Source organism: Rhodococcus sp. WY5 (assembly GCF_018588185.1).
Classification (GTDB): domain Bacteria; phylum Actinomycetota; class Actinomycetes; order Mycobacteriales; family Mycobacteriaceae; genus Rhodococcus_F; species Rhodococcus_F qingshengii.
Map to the genome: position 1 here is coordinate 5790081 of NZ_JAAMPR010000001.1, position 21219 is coordinate 5811299.

Consider the following 21219-nt stretch of genomic DNA (forward strand, 5'->3'; position numbering starts at 1 on the left):
GCTCAGTAGGCTCCCACCCATGGACCTGCGCGACGACGACCTATTCTCCGTTGCCGGTTCTCTGGCCGAATTGCTCGGCGCTCCCGTCACGATCGAGGACGAGAACTCGACTGTCCTCGCGTACTCCGGCGGCGAGCAGGCCGTGGACGAAGCCCGCATCGGCACGATCCTCGGCCGGCAGGTACCCAGCCGATTCCGCCAATTACTCTCCGATGCAGGAGTATTCGATCGTCTCCACCGAGAGAGCGACCCAATCTACGTTGATCTCGAAGACCCTGCGATCACGCCGCGCCTGGTCATCGCAGTTCGCGAGAACGATCACCCCGTCGGCTCGATCTGGGTCGCACTCGCCGGAACACCGACGCCCACACAGGAATCGATACTTCGATCCGCGGTATCTGTCGTGGCCGAGAGAATCGCCTCGGAGCGTGACCGGGTCGACAGCACACGCCGTCGCCAATCCCAGCGCGTCCAAGCTCTGATCGGCGGTGGCGAACCCGCATTCCGCGCCGCAGACGACTTGCGGTTGGCAGGCCCGCTCACCGTCGTCGCCGTCGGAACCGTTGCGGGACCACTGCCGGCGGGGTTGGTCGCGTCCTTGAGCTTGTACCTCGACACTCTGGCCGTCGACGCCGTTGCCGCTCAACTGTCCGAGACCATCTACCTTGTCATCGCGACCGACGAGACCAACGCTCGCCGATTGTCCGCCGACTTCCTCACCCGCGCCCGTGGCCGCGAATTCCTGGCAGTGGCCGTCGGTCGGACAGTGAAGTCTGCAAGCGAATCACATCTTTCGCGCTCGGACACCGACCATGTTCTCGGAGCGCTTCGTCATGGCCGGTCCGGCGGAACCGTCGCGGGAATGAGGGACACGTTGGCCTCCGTTCTCGCCCTGCACGTCGCCGACATCATCGACGGACTCGGCGACTCCACACCACTCGGAAGCCTCGAACGTCACGACTCTCAGCACGGCAGCGATCTGGTCGCGACGGCAAAGGCCTTTCTCGAGCACGGCGGTGACGTGGCGAATTCTTCTGCCGCACTGCATGTTCACCCCAACACGCTCCGCAACCGCCTGCGTCGAGGCAAGGAGATGTGCGGCGTCGACCTGACCGACGCCGACACCCGCTTGATTCTGATGCTGCAGTTCAAACTCGCTCGCTGAGCAGGCGCGGCGGTGCGTTGTGCGAATCCACAACGAGGTAGCTCCGACGATGGCCGAACGGCCAGTCCTTTTGCCGCCCCCGCGATTCATGCTTGAGAGAAGAGCCGGATGTGACCGGCGTCTCGGTTCGAGCAGAGTCTGTAGAAGGAGTGCGTCATGGGAACTCGTCAGAGCCCCGATCGTGTGGTCGTGGTCGGTGCGGGCGTTGTCGGATTGTCGACGGCCTGGTTCTTGCAGGAACGTGGAGTCGAGGTCACCGTCGTCGATCGCGACGGCGTCGCAGCCGACGCGAGCTGGGGCAACGCCGGTTGGCTTGCCCCCGCATTGACGCTTCCGCTGCCCGAACCCGCAGTGCTCCAATACGGCTTGCGCGCGATGCTCAGCCCGTCGTCCCCGGTGTACGTGCCACTGACCACCGATCTGAAGCTGATTCGGTTCCTGGTCGGGTTCGCGCGCCACTGCACGCCGTCGAAGTGGCAGGAAGCGATGTCGGTCTACACCGAGGTCAACCGAACAGCCTTGGGCGCGTATGACGAACTCGCCGACGGTGGCGTCAAAGAGCTGACCCGCCTGGCCGATCCTTTCCTCGCCGCGTTTGCATCCGAGAAGGACCGACAGACTTTGGTGGACGAGTTCCATCACGTCGAGGCCGCGGGCGGCGAGGTCGACTTCGACCTCCTCGACTACGACGCGATTCATTCGCTCGAGCCTTCACTCGGCCAGGGTGTGAAAGCCGGTTTGCGCCTGCGCAATCAGCGTTTCATCGATCCCCCGTTGTTCGTGAACTCGTTGGCGGACGCGGTTCGTGAACGCGGTGGAGAAATCGTCAGCGGTTTCGACGTCACGCAGATCGACGATCGGGTCGGCGGAGTCACTGTTCGCAGTGCACACGGTGATTCACGCGACGGTGACTCCGTAGTCATCTCGAGCGGTGCCCGCTTGAACAAGCTCGCAGCACCGTTCGGTGTGCGCAAACTGGTGCAGGCCGGACGCGGATACAGCTTCAGCGTCAAGCCCGAGCACCTCCCCAAGAACCCTGTGTATTTCCCCACCCAGCGCGTCGCATGCACTCCGTTGCACGATCGCTTCCGAGTGGCCGGAATGATGGAATTCCGCAGCCCTGACGCGCCGCTGGATCCGCGCCGCGTGCAGGCGATCATCGATGCGGCCAAGCCGATGCTCAGCGGCATCGACTGGACTGCGCGGGAAGAGGAATGGGTGGGATCACGACCGTGCACTACCGACGGCTTGCCGTTGATCGGAGCCACGCGCTCGCCGCGCGTGCACGTCGCCGGTGGCCACGGGATGTGGGGAATCGCTCTGGGTCCGTTGACGGGAAAGATGGTGGCCGACTCGATGACCGGTGCTCAGACGCCGACCGTCATGAGTCACTTCGATCCGCTGCGCTGACAGCCGGTTTCACCCACTTGTAGTACGCGCCCGTCAGCAGAACCAGCCATCCGGCGCCGACGAGCAGCGCAACTCGGGTATCGGCGATGACGCCGAGCAACACGATGACAAAAGCCAGGAACACGATCGCGAAGATCTGACCGTACGGCCACAGCGGCACTGGAAACTTCAGTGCCGCTGTTTCGTCTGCACTCATCTGAGCGCGGGAACGGAACTGCGAGAGCAGGATCATGATCCAGACGAAAATGGTGGCGAAGGTCGCCAGCGAGGCGATGACGAGGAACACCTGGTCCGGGATCAGGTAGTTGAGCACTACTCCCACCAACAGGGCAACGGTCATGATGACAACGGTCATCCACGGAACACCGTTGGCGGAGACTCTCTTCATCACCTGCGGGGCCTGGCCGGCATGCGACATTCCGAACATCATGCGACCCGCACCGAAAACGTCGCTGTTGATGGCTGACAGGGCTGCGGTGATGACGACGATGTTGAGGATCGATGCGGCCGTTCCCAATCCGAGGTTCTCGAAGATCTGGACGAACGGGCTGTTGTCGGAGTTGATGGTCTGCCACGGAATGATCGCCATGATGACGGCGAGGGTGCAGATGTAGAAGAGAATGATGCGCACCGGGACCGTGTTGACGGCTTTCCTGATGGTCTGCGCCGGATCCTCGGCTTCGCCCGCGGTGATACCGATGATCTCGGTGCCACCGAACGCGAACATGACGATCGCGAAACACGCGACGAATCCGCCGAAGCCCGTCGCGAAGAACCCGCCGTCCGACCAGAGGTGGCTGATTCCGGCATCGGTGTCGTGAACGCCGAATCCGAACACGATGATCGCGATGCCGCCGGCGATCATCGCGATGATGGCGGTGATCTTCACGAGCGTGAACCAGAATTCCAGTTCGCCGAACACCTTGACGCTCAACAGGTTTATCGCGCCGATGAAGAAAACGACAGCCAGAACCCAGATCCATCTCGGTACGTCCGGGAACCAGAACTGCATGTACAGGCCGAAGGCGGTGACGTCGGCGAGGCACACGATCACCATCTCGAACGTGTACGTCCACCCGGTCATGAAACCGGCGAGTGGTCCGAGGTGCTTGTTCGCGTACTCGCTGAACGAACCGGAAACCGGGTTACGGACCGCCATCTCGCCGAGCGCTCGCAACACCAGGTAGACCGCGATACCGCCGATCAGGTAGGCCAGGAGCACCGACGGGCCGGCTCGTTTGATGGCCTCGGCGCTGCCGTAGAACAGTCCGGTTCCGATGGCTGATCCGAGGGCGATGAAGCGGATATGGCGCGCTGTCAGCCCTCGCTTGAGGCCATCCTGCGTCGCGGCGTCGCTGTTCACTTCTCGGTACTCCAGTCGGATGGATCGTCATACGTGCGCGAACCATTGTCCGCTACCACCGCGCGTGTTCCCGCACGACCCTGTTGGACGGCCGTACAGTGACCTGACACACATGGTCCATTGACGGATCGCTTACGATCGACAAAAGTGTTTGTAACTTTACGTAGCATCAACTCGACTGGAGAGACTGTGTCCAACACCCTCGAAGCAAGCATCGACATCGACGCATCACCGCAGGACGTGTGGGCAATCGTCGCCGACCTGCAGCGCATGGGCGAATGGAGCCCCCAGTGCAAGGTGATGAAGGTAATCGGCGGGACCGTCCGTGAGGGTGCCAAGACGATCAACGTCAACCGCAAGGGCCTGCTGGTCTGGCCGACGTCGTCGAAGGTCGTTCGCTTCGAGCCCAACAAGTCGGTGGCGTTCCGCATCGCGGAGAACCGCACGATCTGGTCCTACGAACTCGAGCCGACCGCTACCGGCACCAAGGTGACCGAGCGTCGCGAGGCTCCCACCGGAACGTCGAAGGTCTCGCAGTTCCTCGTCAAGACCGTCCTGGGCGGAAACGCCGACTTCGAGGTCGAGCTCGTCGAAGGCATGAATGCCACATTGAAGCGTGTGAAGAGCGAGGCCGAGGCGGCTGCACGCACCTCTGCTTGACCCTCGACCTGGTCGAGGCATCAGGATCCGTTCCATGGATCCCGTGATGACACAGATAGCGCAGGCACAAGAATTGGCGAGCTCCGGCGATCGAGCCGGCGCTCGCTCTGCGTTCGAGAAGGTGTGGGAAGAGATCAGCGCCGCCCCCGATGCGCTCCACATCGTCTCCCTCGCGCACTACATGGCCGACGTTCAAGACGATCCGGCTCAGGAGCTCTGCTGGGACCTGCGCGCCCTCGACGCTGCCGATTCGTTGACCGACGCGCGAGCCCAGGAACACCACGCATCGCTGCAGGTCGCCGGTTTCTATCCATCGCTGCACCTCAACCTGGCTGCCGACTACCGCAAACTCGGACGCGACGCCGAGGCCGTCGAGCATCTGACGAAGGCCGAGGCGTCGGTCGGCACACTCGCCGACGACGGTTACGGCCGGATGATCAGGGGCGCTATCGAGCGACTGCGGGCAGAATTGATCCGTGACCACTAGTTCCGCCCTCTTGACGATCGGCGAGATGTCCCGGGCGTCGGCGCTCCCGATCAGCGCGCTGCGGTTCTACGACAAGGAAGGCGTGCTCGTCCCGCATTCCGTCGATCCGCACACCGGTTACCGCTGGTACACCGACGATCAGCTCCGCGACGCCCGCATGATCGCCGGTATGCGGCGCGTCGGTGTTCCGATCCGCGACATGATGGCCGTCCTGACCGGACCGGAACCCCATTCGTGCCTCGACGCCCATCTGCGCAACCTCGAGGACGGTCTCGCCGACGCCCGGGCCGAACTGGGACGAATCCACCGCCTGATCGACGCGCTACCTATCTCCGGCGGCGTGGACATCGACTCGTGGGATCTACGACGCGCACTCGACGCCGTGCTGTTCGCCGTGAACGAGGAATCGGAGTTCCCGATACTTCGCGGCGTCCACCTCGACATTCACGACGGCGTCGCTGCGTTTGTCACCACTGATCAGTTCCGGCTCGCGGTCGCCGAGGTGAAAGTTCACTCCGCTCTGACGGTGTCCGCTGTCGTTCCCGTCACCTTCGCGCGATTGTTGCGCGACGTCGCCGGCGTCGTGACGCTGACTTTCTCCGCGCGCACGGTGACTGCGTCGTATCCGGGAGGTGAGGTGTCCAGCCCCCTGATCGAGGACGGAGAGTTCCCCGATCACCGAATCCTGCGCGAGCACCACAACGCCGTCGAACTGAGCGGCGACCACCTTGCCGCCCTGCTCAACGGCACCGAGGACAGTGCCGTCGTCAGCGTCGGCGAAGACGGTGGTGCCCGGGTGGATCCGGGCGGAACGGATCCCCGTGAGAAGTTCCGAGTACTGGTCGACCGGCAGCGACTGCGCGACGCCGCCGCAGCCCAACCGGGGCGGCAACTGGTGATCCGAGTAAGCGGTGCGACGCTCCCGCTGGCGATACGCACCGGCGACTGTGTCGGGTACTACTCGTACTTGATGCCACTACAGCCTGTAGGAGAGAAGGCGTTCACGTAATCTATGGATGCTCTACCACCCCGTACTGTCAGTGCGACCAGCAGAAGACCTACCGAGTAGTTAGAGGAGCCTGTGGCACGCCGACCCACACCCCCCGGAACCCCGCAACCCACCGGGATCGGACATATCGTCGATCTGGTTCGCCATGCGATTCCGCCACTTCATCCCGCCGGCCTGCCGTTCGTGCTGGCCCCGCTGGGAGTTGCGGCTCTGGGCCGCAACCGTAAGTGGGTGCGCCGAGCCGGTCTGACCACCGCCGCCGCATGCGCCACGTTCTTCCGTCACCCGCACCGGGTGCCGCCCAACCGCATCGGCGTCGTCGTCGCACCCGCCGACGGCGAGGTGGCGTTGGTCGACAACGCCGTTCCGCCCGCCGAGCTCAATCTCGGAAGCGAGCCGCGCCCGCGCGTCAGCATCTTCCTGTCGGTTCTCGACGTGCATGTCCAGCGCAGCCCTGTCGGTGGAACGGTCAAAGAGGTCGTTCACCAGGCAGGCAAGTTCCTCTCCGCAGATCTCGCCGACGCCAGCGAGGTCAACGAGCGCAACAGCATGCTGATCGAAACCGCCGATGGTCACGAGGTTGCGGTTGTCCAGATCGCGGGACTGCTCGCACGCCGCATCGTCTGCTACGCCGGTGTCGGTGACGTCCTGCCGATCGGCGACACGTACGGACTGATCCGTTTCGGCTCACGCGTCGACACCTATTTCCCCGCCGGAACCACACTCCTGGTCGAGCCGGGACAACGCACGATCGGTGCTGAAACAGTTATCGCGCAACTGCCGTGAAGACGCCGAAGATGAAGTCAGCCGTGAAGAAGCCGGGAGCAGCCCAACCCGGCGCGAAGATGCCCAAACGCACCCAGGCGGTGCGGTTGCTGCCGTCCGTCATCACCATCCTGGCGCTGTGCGCCGGGCTGTCCGCCGTCAAATTCGCTCTCGACGGACAACCCGGTACCTCGCTCGCGATGATCGGCGCAGCTGCCGTCCTCGATTCACTCGACGGCCGCATCGCGCGACTGCTCGACGCCACCAGCAAGATCGGCGCCGAACTCGACTCACTGGCCGACTCCATCTCCTTCGGCGTCGCCCCGGCCCTGGTCCTGTACGTGACCTTGCTGGACGGCACCAGCATCGGCTGGATCATCGCGTTGATCTACGCGGTCAGCATCGTGTTGCGACTCGCACGTTTCAACACCCTGCTCGACGACGACGACGTCCCCGCGTATGCACGTGAGTACTTCGTCGGCGTTCCGGCTCCGGCCGGCGCACTCATCGCCCTCACTCCCCTGGCCGCGACGGCTCAGTGGGGTGACGGCTGGTGGTCTTCGCACTTCGTCGTCATCGTGTGGACGCTCTTCTCGGCTGCACTGATCGTCAGCCGCATCCCGACGCTGGCGATGAAGTCGGTATCCGTGCCGCCGCACATGGCGGCCGGCCTGCTCGTCCTGGTGACGTTGGCTGCGGCCGCACTCATCACCTACCCGTACATCCTGCTGATCGTTCTCATCGCGATCTACCTGGTGCACATCCCGTTTGCCGTGCACTCGAAGCGGTGGGTGGCAGCACGTCCCGAAACCTGGGACATCAAGCCTTCCGAACGCCGCGCGATCCGACGCCAACCCAACGTCGGTGGCCGCCGCTCGGCCGCTCGTCTCGGATTGCGGCGACCCCGCTAGTCCACGACGTACTCTCGAGAGGTGACTTCGCCGGAACTCGCCCTCACCGTTCGACTCAACACCTCTGCCGCCGACCTACGCCGCGGGGTCGTGCGCTTGCACCCCGAAGCGTTGGCGGCGTTGGGCATCCGCGAATGGGATGCCATCGCACTCATGGGAGCCCGCGGCACCGCGACCGTCGCGGGCCGTGCGCCCACCGGAACCCCGGCAGGCACGATCCTTCTCGACGACGTCACCATGTCGAACGTCGGCCTGACCGAGAACTCATCCGTCGTGGTCGGTCCGGTGACGGTGTACGGAGCGCGATCCGTCTCCGTCACCGGCTCGTCCATGGCGACAAATTCGATCAGCTCGACGGTTCTGCGACAAGCCCTTCTGGGCAAGGTCGTCAGCGTCGGCGACACGGTCTCGCTCCTCCCCCGCGATCTCGGTCCGGGTACGAGCACTTCCGAAGCCACCCAAGCGCTTTCCCGTACCTTCGGCGTCGCGTGGACATCCGAACTGCTCACCGTCACGGCCGTCGAACCTGCCGGTGGTCCGGTCAGCGTCCAGCCGAATTCGGCAGTCAACTGGGGTTCCGGCTCGGCGGGCACACTGACACCGAGTGCGCTTGTTTCCAGTCCGGCCGCCGTCGCGATCGAGCCTGCACCGTCGGTTCCGCTGGATCACCTCGTCGGCGCGCAAGCGCAGGCAGCCAAGCTGACCGAGTGGCTCGGCCTGGCACTCGACGAACCAGAACTGCTCCGTACGCTCGGCGCCTCCCCGCACCTCGGCGTCCTCATCACGGGCCCCGCCGGCGTGGGCAAAGCCACGTTGGCCCGCTCGGTCCTGTCCTCGCGCAAACTGGTCGAACTCGACGGTCCGGGAGTCGGTGCCACCGAGGCGAATACCCGCCTGCAGCGAATCGTCGACGCCGTTGCTGCCGTGCGCGGCGGTGGTGTACTGCTGATCAGTGACATCGACGCTCTGCTTCCGGCCACCGCCGAACCGGTGTCCGCACTGATCCTCGAACAACTGCGCAGCGCCGTCGCAACCCCGGGCGTGGCATTCGTCGCGACCTCCGCCCATCCGGAGACCGTCGACGCGCGCCTTCGCGGCCAGGATCTCTGCGATCGAGAACTCGCACTTACCCTGCCGGACGGCGCAACCCGCAAGGCGTTGCTCGAACTCCTGCTCCGCCGCGTGCCCACCGGAACCCTCGAACTCGACGCCATCGCCTCGCGCGCACCGGGATTCGTGGTCGCCGACCTCGCGGCGCTCTGCCGTGAAGCTGCCTTGCGAGCGGCGACGCGGGCCTCCAAATCCGGTGATTCTCCGGAGATCACGCAGGAAGATCTTGTCGGTGCCCTCGAAGTGATTCGGCCACTGTCTCGTTCGAGTACCGAAGAACTGTCGATCGGCAGCGTCACCCTCGACGACGTCGGCGACATGGTCGAAACCAAACAGGCGCTCACCGAGGCGGTGTTGTGGCCGCTGCAGCACCCCGACTCCTTCGCGCGCCTCGGTGTCGACCCACCCCGCGGCGTGCTCCTCTACGGCCCTCCTGGCTGCGGCAAGACGTATCTCGTTCGTGCCCTTGCCAGCTCGGGGCACCTCAGCGTTCATGCCGTGAAAGGCGCAGAGCTGATGGACAAGTGGGTCGGCGCCTCCGAAAAGGCCGTAAGAGAGTTGTTCCAGCGCGCACGCGATTCGGCGCCGTCGTTGATCTTCCTCGACGAAATCGACGCCCTTGCCCCGCGTCGTGGTCAAAGTTCCGACTCCGGGGTGTCGGATCGCGTCGTAGCCGCGTTGCTGACCGAACTCGACGGCGTCGAACCGCTACGCGACGTCGTGGTGTTGGGCGCCACCAATCGACCGGATCTGATCGACCCGGCTCTCCTGCGCCCCGGCAGACTCGAACGTCTCGTATTCGTACCGCCGCCGGATGCGGAGGCTCGCAAAGCGATTCTGCGTGCTTCCGGCAAGTCGGTACCGCTCGCCGAAGATGTCGATTTGGACATTCTGGCCGTCGATCTCGAGGGATACTCGGCAGCAGACTGCTCGGCTCTCCTGCGTGAGGCTGCACTCGCCGCCATGCGTCGGAGCATGGACGCGGCCGACGTGACGGCCGCGGACGTGGCAACCGCCCGTGAGAAGGTACGTCCCTCACTCGATCCCGAGCAGGTGGCACACCTACAGGCGTACGCGGACAACCGATAAGGACTGACCATGGCTGCTGATCTGGTTCTGTACGGCGACATCGTGACCATGCACGAGGAAGCACCACGCGCCCAGGCGCTCGCCGTGACGGGCGGCCGGATCACAGCCGTCGGCGCGCGCACGGACGTCGAGGAACTGGTGGGGCCGGATACCCGCGTCGTCGACGTCGGAGGTGCCACTGTTCTGCCGGGGTTCATCGAGCCACACGGTCACCCTTTGGAAGAAGCCATCGTGCTCGGGCCTGACGTCGTCGACATCCGGCCTGTCACGATCGCCGAGGCGGACGCCGTAGTTGCTGCCGTCGTCGACACTGTTCGTTCGCGAGGTGCTGCCGGCGCTTCTCTGAACGGTTGGGACCCGTTGCTGCAGAAGGGCCTACCCGATCCGACCATCGACTGGCTGGACTCCGTAGCGCCGGAGTACCCCCTCGTGATCATGCACAACTCGGGACACGTCGCGTATTTCAACACGGCGGCAGCAGTGCAGGCCGGCATCACCCGCGATACCCCCGATCCGATCGGCGGATCGTACGGCCACGACGCGACGGGCGCACTCGACGGAGCCGCGTACGAAATGCCTGCGGTGTTCGCAGTCGCGGGCCACGCAGTCACCATCGGTGACGACTTCCCCGCACTGGTGGCGGCCGAATGCGCCCGGCTGAACGCCGCGGGAATCACCACCATCGCCGAATTGTCGTTCGACCCCAAGATGCGGCCCGCCCTGGCAGCGATAGCCGACGCCGGACTCCTCACCACCCGCCTGCGGCTCTACGAGATGTCCAACGACGCGCGCACTACCGAGGCGTCACCGGGCGACGGAAACGACCTGGTGCGCCAGATCGGCATCAAGGTCTGGTCCGACGGTTCACCGTGGGTCGGTAACATCGCCACCAGCTTCCCGTATCTCGATACCGAAGCCACCCGCGCGCTCGGGATCGCCTGCACGCACGGGCACGCCAACTACACCGGCGAACAGATCCACGACATCAGTTCCGCCTACTTCGCCAAAGGGTGGCAGATGGCGTGCCACGCCCACGGTGACGACGCGATCACCATGGTTCTCGATGCGTGGGAGCAACTTCTGAAGGAGCACCCCCGGCCCGATCACCGGTTGCGTCTCGAACACGTCGGCGCGATGCGTCCGGATCAGTTCGTCCGCGCGGCGGAACTGGGCGTCACGGTCAGCATCTTCATCGACCACCTGCACTACTGGGGTGACGTTCTGGTGGATGACCTGTTCGGCCCCGAATACGGATCCGTCTGGGCCGCAGCAGGATCTGCACTCGCGGCCGGGCAACGGTTCACCTTCCACAACGACGGTCCCGTCACCCCCGCCAATCCGCTACGGAATATGCAGGACGCCGTCACCAGACTTTCGCCCAGCGGCCGCGTCGTGGCACCCCAGGAACGGATCCCCGTGGACGCCGCCGTGCGCGCCCATACGGTCAACGCCGCTTGGCAGCTGTTCAGCGAAGATCACATCGGGTCCATCTTTCCCGGCGCCTACGCGGATTTGGTTGTGCTGTCGGCAAATCCCCTCGACGTCGAGCCGGCCGAGCTGGCCGACATCACGGTGCTCGCCACCGTCCTGGAGGGCCGGACGGTGTACGGGGACCTGAGCGCGATCGACTGATCGGTCGCCGCGGACAAGACTGTTGCCCTCCCTGCTCGAGTTCCGAGGATCGTTGCGAGAACGGAAACGACGCTGGGTGGTCTCAGAGTTCGGTGTGGACGTCGTCAACGACCTGGGCAATCGCATGTTTCGCCCAGGCCGTGATCTGCTCGTTCGTGTCGCGGTAGTACGGCAAGGCAACCAATGCAATCGACAGAGCCCATGCGCGGCCACGCGTCCAAGTGCCCTCGTCCACGTCAACATGAAGCCGGAATGTATGCCGAGTGCTCGGCGTCAGCAGAGTCCATGCAATGAGGCAGTCGATTGCCGGGTCTCCGAGAGCGAGTCCACCCCAATCGATCACGGCCGAAAGGCTGCGGTCGCTCACCAGGATGTTTCCCGGGTGCAGATCCGAGTGCATCCACACCGCTGGGCCTGCGTAGTCGATGACGTGGCGCGCCTTTTCCCACGCCGCCTCCGTCAGCGCTCCGTTCAGCAGGTCGCCACACGCTGCAATACTCGCTCGAGTCGGTGAATCTCGTCGCTCAATCGGATCGGCCCGGTAGGAATGCAGCGATCCCTGTGGGCGCAATCCGAGTGTGTCGATCCGACGTAGACTGTTCACGAAGTCTGCGAGTTGGATGGCCAGGTGGTCATCGACCATGCCGGGCACAGGGTTTCGCCCTGGCACCCACGGGTGCACCGACCATTGCCACGGGTATCCGAAGGCCGCCTCACCCACACCTACCGGAACGGGCACGGGGACCGGCAGGTGTGGAGCCAGATGCGGCACCAACTGTTGCTCCTTTGTGATTCCCTCTGCCGCACCTGGGGTGCGGGGCATACGGATTACGAGTGAATCGCCTACTCGGATCATGACGTTGTCGGTGCCGATCGACTCGACCAAGCGCAACGGCAGATTGGCCCACTGTGGCATCTGACTCGAGAGCAATCGCCGCACCAACGCAACATCGATGTCTGGTTCATCCATGTGCAACTTCCGAATCTGCATGACATGAGCAGCATCACCGACCGCGACACATCCAGACCTCCTTCGCCGTGACTGCCGCAGATCGAATGAACATCCGAAAAGTCCCAAAAATCGGAATTGTCGAAAATTATTGCATAGGAACAGTTTTCGAGATACAAGTCTTGTGTTCGAAACTTTGTTCGATTAGACTTTTAGCATGGACAGTCGGGAAGCGTGGCAGCTGGATGGCGAGGGCCTCAAGGGTGAGGTTCTATGTCTGGTGCGCGCCCGACACGAGTTGCAGTCGCGGATGGTGTTGCTGATCGTGGAGATGTTTTCCCGGGACGTTCTCGGCGGGAAGGGTTTTCGGGCGATCGCGCAGTGGTTGCATGGTTCGACGAATCTGGAGATCGGTGAGTGCAGTCTGCTGGTCGGGTTGGCGCGGTTGTTGATGCTCGAACCTGTTGTCGCGGATGCGTTTCATCGCGGTGACGTGGATGCGTTGAAAGCCCGTCAGGTGGCGTCGTTTTGTCAGCATCCGCCGAAGAACATGACCCTGGCGGATGTGGACAAGGCTCGCGGGATTTTGTTGTCGTTGGCGTCGAAGAACATTGCGGATTGCGATGCGGTGCGGGCGGCGATTCGGCGGATCGAGAAGCAGTACGGCAAGCGTGAGGACGGCGTTCCGGTCGGTGAGGATTCGGAGCGTAACGAGTTCTACGCCTCGAAAGGCTTGTACGGGCGGGTCACTGTGAAGGGTGATTTGGATGCGATCAACGGGGCGCGTCTGATCACGTTGTTGTCGAGCCTGTCTGCGCCGATACCGGAGAAGGACGGTGTCAAGGACACCCGTACGCCGGCATTACGACGGGCGGACGGGTTTTGCGAGTTGTTGCGGCGGTATGAGCGGGCGGGGTTGGGTCCGATCGAGGGCGGAGTGAAACCGCACATCACGGTGACCGCGTCGGCAAAAGATATGACGGACCTTAAAGTTCTGAAAGACCTCCTGCCGTCCACTGAGGAGTTGGGGTTCGCGTGGACGGATTGGGTGGGCCCGATCAGCATCGATACTGCCCGGATGTTGGCCTGCGATTGCACGGTCACGCGGATTTTGTTGGATGAGAATGGTGTTCCGCTCGACTGCGGCAAAGAAGCAAGGACCGCGACGGTGCCGCAGCGGCGGGCGTTGGCGGTTCGTGATGGTGGGTGTGCGTTTCCGGGGTGCGGAACGCCGTCGGGGTGGTGCGATGCTCATCATATTGTTCACTGGAACGATGGTGGCCCAACAGATCTCGACAATCTGATCTTGTTGTGCGGTCATCATCATCGGACGATGCACCACACCGAATGGCGGGTGGAGATCGGGCCGGATCGGAAAACAGTGTTCTATCCACCGATGTCGATCGATCCGTATCAGCAGCCGATCGGCGGGAACAGCCCACCGACAGCAGCCTGAAGTGAAACAACTCGAGACGCGAGCACCGGGGCACGATCATGCCCCGGTGCTCATGCTGCGTTCCGTCATCTTCGCGGAGACGTACGGCCTACCAGCGGTTCCGAACCTCCTCGGCAAATCCGAGGAGATCTCGAACCACCACGGAGGTACCGTCGTCGAGGATTACTGTGCCGGAGAACTTTCCGAACACCTGATGCTGAATCGAACGCAGCACCCCGACGTCGAAAGTCGCGGCACGGTCGATGATCGGCTCGAAAGTCATCTCGAAGCGACCATCGTTGCTCGAGAAGTTCCACGGAGCGCCGTCGTACGTTCCCTGCGGGATGCCGAAGTCGATCCTGTCCAGTTTGTGTGCCCGGCCGCCGACAAACACGATGTTCTCGCTGGCCGCCGTAGTGTCGCCGAAGCCGTAACCGATGTTGAATCCGAACCGCTCGCCGTTCACCAGTCCGGATGCAGAACCCCAGTACCAGGTGTTGTCGTAAGTCCAGACTCCCCTGCCCCAATCGAGAACGCCGAACGAGTCTTCCGAGCGAAATGTGAAGTCGTCGCTCCCGATTCGCACGGTCCCGGCAGCGGGCAGGCAGTTGATCTTCTGGTTGTAGTAAAACGAACGGGACGCCTTCGGAAACGGTGTGGCGATCACCATCCGGTCATCGGCAGGACTCGCCAGGAACAAGTCGGCATGAAGACCTCGTCCACCGTCGAAAGCCGGGTAGTCGACAATCAGGTGGCGCCCACCGTCCACATGGCGAAACTCGAAGCGAGCTTTACCTTTCGACACCACCACATCACCGTCGTCGGCGCTTTCGGGCAGACCGAGCCTTCCCATCGGGAACGGCAGCATCACGTTTTCGGTGATCTCGTGTGGTGTTCGGAAATCGAGCCAGGAGACCCCGAGCAAGCCCATGTACCCGTTGTCGGCGACGGTCAGCGCGATGCCGTAATCCGCAGTGAGAACGCAGTAGTAGTCCCACTCCTTGATCCGGAACTTGGGAGCGGTGATCGCAGAGCGTCGATACTTGCGAATCTCCGATGGGGCCCAACCCGTCTCGACCAAATGTCCGCCATCGTCGAGAAGCGGGCCGGGCGACATCAGTGTCTGCATTCTTACTTCCAGCGTCCCAAGATCTCGTTCGCACGGTTGGCCAATGCCATCTGGAAGAACGGACCGAAGCTCACACGTGCCACTCCGAGCGGACCGAAACTTGCCGGATCGTCCTGGTCCGGGATTCCGATCGCATTGATCGGAAGTGGAAGTTCGGACGTCAGGCGGCGCTGGGTCGCGTCGTCATGGCGCCCGACGGGGTAGAGAACGTCGGCGCCGGCGTCGGCCGCCAGCTTGAGGCGTGCGATGGCGCGATCGACGCGATCGGCCTCGTCACCGACCTGCTTCACGAACAGGTCGGTGCGCGCGTTGACGACAACGTGAACTCCGGCTGCGTCGGCGGCCTGACGAAGCCCACCCACGAAGTCGGCGTGCTCCTGCGCCTCACGCAAGCGTCCGCCTTCACTGTGAACGGTGTCCTCGATGTTGAGTCCGACAGCGCCGGCATCGATCAACCCGTCGATGAGAACTGCCGGCTCGAGCCCGTAACCACCCTCGATGTCCACCGAGATCGGGGCGTCGACCGCACCGGTGATCTGCTTGATCCGGTGCAGAAGTTCGTCGAAGGTGATGCCCTCGTTGTCCGGCTTGCCGATGGAATCGGAAACCGGATGACTGCCTACCGTCAGGGCTGCAAAACCGGCAGCCACCGCAAGATTCGCCGACCACGCGTCCCATACCGTCGGGAGAATGACCGGATTACCTGGCTGGTGCAACGCCAATAGAGCAGTTGCCTTGTCGTTGATCGAAGTCATGCGGTGGCTCCTCGAGATCGTGGGGTGTACCTCTCACCTACCGACTCTAGTGAGCGACCGGGCAGCCTGTGCTCTTGTAATCGACCTGGAACTCCTTGATGCCGTTGATCCAACCCGAGCGCAGACGGCGCGGATCACCGATCTTGGTGATGTCCGGGACGTTGTCGGCGATCGCGTTGAACATCAAGTCGATCTCCATACGAGCGAGGTTGGCACCGATGCAGAAGTGCGCGCCCGTTCCGCCGAAGCCCAAGTGCGGATTGGGGTTACGAGTGATGTCGAACGTCATCGGGTTCTCGAAGACGTCCTCGTCGAAGTTCGCGGAGCTGTACAGCATCACCACGCGCTGCCCCTTCTTGATCGACACTCCTGCCAATTCCGTGTCCGCGAGCGCGGTGCGCTGGAAGGCGGTGACGGGTGTCGCCCAACGGACGATCTCGTCGGCCGTCGTCTTGGGACGTTCCTTCTTGTACAGCTCCCACTGCTCGGGGTTGTCCAGGAACGCGATCATTCCGTGCGTGATGGCGTTGCGAGTGGTCTCGTTCCCTGCGACCGCCAGGATGAGCACGAAGAACCCGAACTCCTCCGGGCTCAAGGAGTCGCCGTCGATGTCGGCCTGGACCAGAGTGGTGACGATGTCGTCTGCCGGGCAGGTACGACGTGCGTCTGCCATTTGGTACGCGTATCCGAGGACCTCGGTGGACGCGACTGCCGGATCACCCTGGTATTCCGGGTCGTCGTAGCCCATCATCTCGTTGGACCACTTGAACAGCTTGTCCCGATCGTCCTGCGGTACACCGATCAGATCCGCGATCGCTTGGAGCGGCAGCTCGCTGGCAACCTGCTTCACGAAGTCGCCCGGGCCTTCGCTCACAGCGGTGTCGACGATGCTCCGTGCACGACGATCCAATTCGTCGCGCATGCCGTTGATCGCGCGAGGCGTGAACAGCTTCGAAATCAGCTTGCGGAGCTTGGTGTGCTCCGGTGCATCCTTGTTGAGCAGAAGATGACGGAGCATCTCGACGGCCTCACGTGGCATGTCGTCGGCGAAACGCGCGATCGCGGTGTTCTCCCAGCTCGAGAACACATCGCTGCGCTGGCTGACCTCTTTGACGTCAGCGTGACGCGAGACCACCCAGTAGCCCTCGTCCTGGAATCCACCGACCGTCGGCGGCTGCTCACACCACCACACGGGTGCGTTGCGACGCAGTTCGGCGAATTCCTCGAAAGGGATCCGCTCCCCGAGGACAGCAGGATCGGTGACGTCGAATCCGGCCGGCAGGTCAGGCGTGCGTGTTGTGTCCGAGATGGTCATGGCGTCCTCTGATCGGTCGAATGTGCGCTACACCACAGAGTAGCTTTCACTAACGGACTGTCAAGTGAAAGACGGAGAGTCTCGTACAACTGACCCGTGAGAGCCCCCGCGGCATTAGGATCCTGGTAATGACAGATACCTCCGGCAGACTGACGCTGCGAGAGAAGCAGAAGCAGCGAACCCGCGCAGACCTCGTGGATGCCGCCGGCGCGCTCTTCACCGAACGCGGATACGCGGCTGTCACCGTCGAGGACATCGCCGGCCGGGTCGGTTGCAGCCGAGCCACCTTCTACCTGCACTTTCCCGGAAAGATCGACATCCTCAAGGCGCTCGGCTCGAACACCGTCGTATCCAGCACCCTCGCCATATTCCAGGATCTCGACCACGTACTCGATTCCGGTTCGCGCGAAGAATTCGCCGGCTGGATCAACCGCGCTCTCGACTGGTGCCGCGATCACCACCACATGATGCGGGCGTGGGACGAGGCCATGGTCCTCGAACCCGAGTTCCGCACACTGGCCCGCGAAGGCATCTCTGCACTGCCCAACGCGATGCCGTCGTACCTCGCCCGTTGGCCGCAGAATCGACACGACGAGGCGAAACTCCGGGTCGAACTCCTGCTGACACAGGTCGAGCGCTTCTTCATTCGCTGGGCGGAACAGGGCGCGATCACCGCGGGTGCGGACGTCGCAGCAGACGTTCTCACCGACATCTGGTTTCCGGCACTCACGCCGCCCACGACCGATGTCGCGGCGCCGCGATAGGTTGGCCCGATGCCACTCGATCTTCGAGCGATCCTCACCACCGTCGCTGCGCTCCTGTCCGGGATACTCGCTGCGCTGGCCCTGACCAATCCGGTTCTCCGTGACTGGGCCATCGTGGCCTCTCCGTCGGAAGTAGATCGCTGGATCAGCAGTGGACCCACCGCTGTCGGGCTCGGCGCCGTGGTTGCCGTGCTTGCCTGCGCACTCTCACAGCGTCGCGGCTCCCGTCGGGCAGCCTGGATCGCGATCACCGTCGGGGTCGCCGTCATCGCGATCATTCGGGCAGTCGTGCCCGAGGTTGCGTCACTGGACCTGCTGATCGCCGTGATCATCGTCAAAAGTGTTGCAGCCGGTGCGATTCTGGGTTGTGTGGTTGCCGTCAGTTGGGATCGCACCGCCACGAAGAACGCCACCCTCCTCGGCGTGCTTGCCGCCTTCCTCACGGTTCGCACGTTCGCCGGCGGGACGGGCCGGATGAGTACGTCTTCGGTAGGTGAGCCGTCGTGGTGGCTGATCGGCGCCACGGCCGCAGCAGCAATCGCCTGTGCAGTGACCGCGCAATCCGGCTTCCGAATCCGCAAGCCCGACGCGGGCGAAATCCGCATCGCGCTCGTGGTGATCGCCGCGCTGGCGATCGGGCATCGAGTGCTCGGCGCCGTGATCGATCGCCAGCAGTACGCGTCCGAGGCAACTGCCTGGATCGTCATGGTCTTGGCAGCGGGCGCTGCGCTCGCGTTGACATGGATCGCCGCCTACCGTCTCGGCGACACCTCCGGTGCTGGTGGCAAGTTCCTCTGGGCCGCAACCGCTCTGGCCGCTGCGTCGGCTCCGCTGTTCGTCGACATCGCGAAGGGTTCCGGCCACTGGGGAGACCTGAAGTCCCCCTGGGTACTGGTGCTTTTCGCAGCCCTGCCGGTCGCCGTCGGATTGCGACTGCACAAGCAGGTGCCAAACCTCGTTCCCATCGCCGTTCTCGTTGCGGTACCGCTGTCAGAACTACTGCCCTTCGACTCCGCGCACGGTGTCTGGTCAATCGCACTGAAGATCGCCTCGCTGGGTCTCGCCGCCGGATTGCTGTTCGGTGCCCTGGCTCCCGGCAGCCTGGTCGACGCCACACTCGGACTCGCCATTCCCTTTGCCGCGATGACCTTCTCGTCGATCGCCATCCTCACCGATCAGCTCACCGCGCCGCCAGAGTTGACAGCGGCAGACATTCAGCGATTGATGGAACATCCCATCCCGGCGCACGTCAGCGCCGACGGAGGATTATTCGGACGCGGCATAGGCATCACCATCGACTACGTCACCCCTCAGACCGTCGGCGCTGCAATCCTCTTCGCCTTGATCATCGGCTTCTGCGGTGCAGCGATCCTCCGACGGTCCCATCCACCCGTCGACACCACGGAATCTCGGATCGAACCGGAGCCAGTCGACTGACACACCGTCACCGGACTGAGACCTGCTATTGCGGTGCAACTGGTACCGGATTGACTATTTTGGAGCAGTGCCCATCGCCCGCAGGACGCTGCTCGTCGCGCTGAGTGGCGTGACGGCATTCGTCGTCACCGTCGTCGCCTTGGCACCGTTCGTGAACAGCCAGTCGACGTCGATTTCGACGGGCGACAGGTTCTGGTCGATCTCGACGATCGGCGCCGGCGTCTTGGCTGTGATCGCGGTCGGGACAGCCGCGATGATGGCCCGCTGCCGGTTGCGGACCGCGGCCATGACGGTCTTCGGTGGACTCCTACTCGAACTGCCCGGGCTCTACGATCACAACTTCGAGGCACTCTCACCCGTGGGTGCGGGAGTCGCTGTCGGCGCGGTCACGGTTGCTGCCGCTCCCCGGGTCCGAGCCGCTTCCGTCGCGGGAACGATTGTTGCCGTGCATGTCTCGGATTCACTCCTCGACGAAGACGCTATTCCTCGGCGGTACGCGGACTACATCGCCGACAACACCAACCAGTTTCAACCACCAGTGTTGGGGGCAACACTGCTCGCGCTCGCTTTGGCCGCCGCCTGCGTCGCCGCGTTCTGGTTCCACGACTTCGACAAGGACCACCCCAAGGAACGGATGGCCGTTCGACCGGTGACTATCGCGGCGGTGCTCACCCTCTTCGGGGTCGCTGCGAATTGGTGGTTCGAGATCACCACCGTCACGGCGGCGGTGCCTCTACTACTCGTCGCGCTGGTGATCACGGTGATCTGCGCGCGGGTGCTGGGCGACGGCAGTCGAATCCTGCTGATGTGTACCGCTGCCGTCGCAACTCTGGCGGCCGTCTCGGCGAACCGTCCCGCAACCGAAGCTATGGAATGGTCGAAAACCCCCGCCTCGACCGCCGTCGTGATCGGACTCGTCATCGTCGCCGCGGCAGCGATCGGAGCGATCGCTCCCTCGCGGGTCGTCGGCTACGGATTGCTCCTGACGGTCACGGTCGCCGGGATCGTCAGCTACGCCACGTCGCCGTCGCCGAAGATCGGTGACGTTCTCACGATCAGCGATCTTCTTGTCGCCTTCACCGCTGCGGTCGTCACGTACGCGATCGCCAGCGCGATGTACCGAGAGCCACCGCGGACCGGAGCGTCACGAGCCCTCGTCGGACTCGGTGTCATCTTCGGCCCGACGGCGCTGGCCCTGCTCGTCTATCCGCAGTTCGACTACGGATGGACGGCGTACACGCCGCTCGACGAGAACAAGCCCTTCAACGGCATCACGACGGTCGGCCCGTTCGAAATCTCGACCGACATTCTGATACTCGACGCCGTGGCGTTGATCATCGTGGCCGTCTGCGCCTACGTGAGTCTCCGATTGGGGCGGATCAATCGATCCGTTCCTCCGCCGATCAGTCGATCAGATCCATCGACGCCAGGCGATGGAACACTTTGAGTGATCCGGGCGCCACCTCGTCCATCGCTGCGTACTCGGCGAGCGTGAAGTAGCGGAACTCGGCGATCTCGCTGGTCGGGTGCGGGTCTCCGGCCATCTCCGCCAGATAGCAACTCATGTGCAGGCCCGTGTCCGCGGAATGTCCGAAAGCGTGAGCCTCGAAGACGTCGAGGAACGTGACCGTCCCGTCGACCAGATCGACGTCGAGTTCCTCCCGAATTTCGCGGTGCAACGCCTGCTCGGGCGTCTCACCCGGGTCGATCTTTCCGCCGGCCATGTAGAACGCGGTCTTGCCCACGGAGCGGGTCTGGATCAGCTTGCGGTCACGAATGTGTGCAAGGGCAGCGGTACGGATGATCGTGGTGGGTGTCGACGAATTCACGTCGT

The 21219-nt window shown here is 63.6% G+C and carries 19 protein-coding genes; 13 read left to right on the forward strand and 6 right to left on the reverse strand.

Annotation, left to right across the window (positions count from 1 at the left end; genetic code table 11):
• The first annotated feature begins 19 nt into the window (after window positions 1-19).
• Both G4D79_RS26675 and G4D79_RS26680 read left to right on the forward strand, forming a co-directional pair.
• The gene (locus tag G4D79_RS26675; RefSeq protein WP_003941492.1) at window positions 20-1165 is read left to right on the forward strand and encodes a CdaR family transcriptional regulator; all 1146 of its coding nucleotides are present in this window, start codon (window positions 20-22) and stop codon (window positions 1163-1165) included.
• Window positions 1166-1321: 156 nt separating this feature from the next.
• Window positions 1322-2575, forward strand: coding sequence for an FAD-binding oxidoreductase (locus tag G4D79_RS26680; protein WP_042926583.1), 1254 nt, complete (start codon window positions 1322-1324; stop codon window positions 2573-2575).
• On the opposite strand, the gene G4D79_RS26685 is transcribed toward G4D79_RS26680, so the two are convergent.
• Window positions 2547-3938 carry an amino acid permease gene (locus G4D79_RS26685; protein ID WP_021333985.1) on the reverse strand — a complete coding sequence of 464 codons (1392 nt, stop codon included), beginning with the start codon at window positions 3936-3938 and terminating at the stop codon, window positions 2547-2549. The genes G4D79_RS26680 and G4D79_RS26685 overlap by 29 nt on opposite strands.
• 189 nt (window positions 3939-4127) lie before the next feature.
• Between G4D79_RS26685 and G4D79_RS26690 the strand changes: the two genes are divergently transcribed.
• From G4D79_RS26690 to G4D79_RS26720, 7 genes are all read left to right on the forward strand, one after another.
• Window positions 4128-4598: an SRPBCC family protein gene (locus tag G4D79_RS26690; protein ID WP_003941500.1), complete on the forward strand. Its 471-nt coding sequence runs from the start codon at window positions 4128-4130 to the stop codon at window positions 4596-4598.
• A gap of 34 nt (window positions 4599-4632) precedes the next feature.
• Entirely contained in the window at window positions 4633-5085 is a 453-nt protein-coding gene (locus G4D79_RS26695; protein ID WP_007733713.1) for a hypothetical protein, read from the forward strand.
• Window positions 5075-6094 carry a MerR family DNA-binding transcriptional regulator gene (locus G4D79_RS26700; RefSeq protein WP_214514566.1) on the forward strand — a complete coding sequence of 340 codons (1020 nt, stop codon included), beginning with the start codon at window positions 5075-5077 and terminating at the stop codon, window positions 6092-6094. The genes G4D79_RS26695 and G4D79_RS26700 overlap by 11 nt, the downstream gene beginning before the upstream one ends.
• 72 nt (window positions 6095-6166) lie before the next feature.
• Window positions 6167-6880 carry a phosphatidylserine decarboxylase gene (locus G4D79_RS26705; protein WP_007733711.1) on the forward strand — a complete coding sequence of 238 codons (714 nt, stop codon included), beginning with the start codon at window positions 6167-6169 and terminating at the stop codon, window positions 6878-6880.
• Window positions 6881-6939: 59 nt separating this feature from the next.
• Window positions 6940-7770 (forward strand): phosphatidylcholine/phosphatidylserine synthase, encoded by an 831-nt coding sequence (locus tag G4D79_RS26710; protein ID WP_029254795.1) that lies wholly within the window; start codon window positions 6940-6942, stop codon window positions 7768-7770.
• Window positions 7771-7791: 21 nt separating this feature from the next.
• Complete coding sequence (locus tag G4D79_RS26715; RefSeq protein WP_003941536.1) at window positions 7792-9969, forward strand: AAA family ATPase; 2178 nt, start codon at window positions 7792-7794, stop codon at window positions 9967-9969.
• A 9-nt stretch (window positions 9970-9978) separates the two neighbouring features.
• Window positions 9979-11601 (forward strand): amidohydrolase, encoded by a 1623-nt coding sequence (locus G4D79_RS26720; protein WP_214514567.1) that lies wholly within the window; start codon window positions 9979-9981, stop codon window positions 11599-11601.
• A gap of 82 nt (window positions 11602-11683) precedes the next feature.
• On the opposite strand, the gene G4D79_RS26725 is transcribed toward G4D79_RS26720, so the two are convergent.
• Complete coding sequence (locus tag G4D79_RS26725) at window positions 11684-12571, reverse strand: aminoglycoside phosphotransferase family protein (protein WP_214514568.1); 888 nt, start codon at window positions 12569-12571, stop codon at window positions 11684-11686.
• A 196-nt stretch (window positions 12572-12767) separates the two neighbouring features.
• Here G4D79_RS26725 and G4D79_RS26730 point away from each other — a divergent pair, with 196 nt between their 5' ends.
• On the forward strand, window positions 12768-14006 hold the full coding sequence (locus tag G4D79_RS26730; protein ID WP_214514569.1) for an HNH endonuclease signature motif containing protein: 1239 nt from the start codon (window positions 12768-12770) through the stop codon (window positions 14004-14006).
• 88 nt (window positions 14007-14094) lie between these two features.
• Here G4D79_RS26730 and G4D79_RS26735 read toward each other — a convergent pair whose 3' ends face one another.
• The 3 genes from G4D79_RS26735 to G4D79_RS26745 are packed head-to-tail and all read right to left on the reverse strand — an operon-like array spanning window position 14095 to window position 17184.
• On the reverse strand, window positions 14095-15114 hold the full coding sequence (locus G4D79_RS26735) for a DUF2804 domain-containing protein (RefSeq protein ID WP_003945035.1): 1020 nt from the start codon (window positions 15112-15114) through the stop codon (window positions 14095-14097).
• A gap of 2 nt (window positions 15115-15116) precedes the next feature.
• On the reverse strand, window positions 15117-15869 hold the full coding sequence (locus G4D79_RS26740; protein ID WP_003945055.1) for an isocitrate lyase/phosphoenolpyruvate mutase family protein: 753 nt from the start codon (window positions 15867-15869) through the stop codon (window positions 15117-15119).
• Window positions 15870-15915: 46 nt separating this feature from the next.
• Window positions 15916-17184 carry a cytochrome P450 gene (locus G4D79_RS26745; protein ID WP_214514570.1) on the reverse strand — a complete coding sequence of 423 codons (1269 nt, stop codon included), beginning with the start codon at window positions 17182-17184 and terminating at the stop codon, window positions 15916-15918.
• Window positions 17185-17312: 128 nt separating this feature from the next.
• Here G4D79_RS26745 and G4D79_RS26750 point away from each other — a divergent pair, with 128 nt between their 5' ends.
• From G4D79_RS26750 to G4D79_RS26760, 3 genes are all read left to right on the forward strand, one after another.
• On the forward strand, window positions 17313-17948 hold the full coding sequence (locus G4D79_RS26750; protein WP_003945046.1) for a TetR/AcrR family transcriptional regulator: 636 nt from the start codon (window positions 17313-17315) through the stop codon (window positions 17946-17948).
• A gap of 9 nt (window positions 17949-17957) precedes the next feature.
• Complete coding sequence (locus G4D79_RS26755; RefSeq protein WP_214514571.1) at window positions 17958-19385, forward strand: hypothetical protein; 1428 nt, start codon at window positions 17958-17960, stop codon at window positions 19383-19385.
• Between the two features lie 67 nt (window positions 19386-19452).
• Complete coding sequence (locus G4D79_RS26760) at window positions 19453-20832, forward strand: hypothetical protein (protein ID WP_308252608.1); 1380 nt, start codon at window positions 19453-19455, stop codon at window positions 20830-20832.
• On the opposite strand, the gene G4D79_RS26765 is transcribed toward G4D79_RS26760, so the two are convergent.
• The gene (locus tag G4D79_RS26765) at window positions 20789-21214 is read right to left on the reverse strand and encodes an NUDIX domain-containing protein (RefSeq protein WP_007730102.1); all 426 of its coding nucleotides are present in this window, start codon (window positions 21212-21214) and stop codon (window positions 20789-20791) included. The two genes, G4D79_RS26760 and G4D79_RS26765, sit on opposite strands and share 44 nt — an antisense overlap.
• Window positions 21215-21219 lie beyond the last annotated feature (5 nt).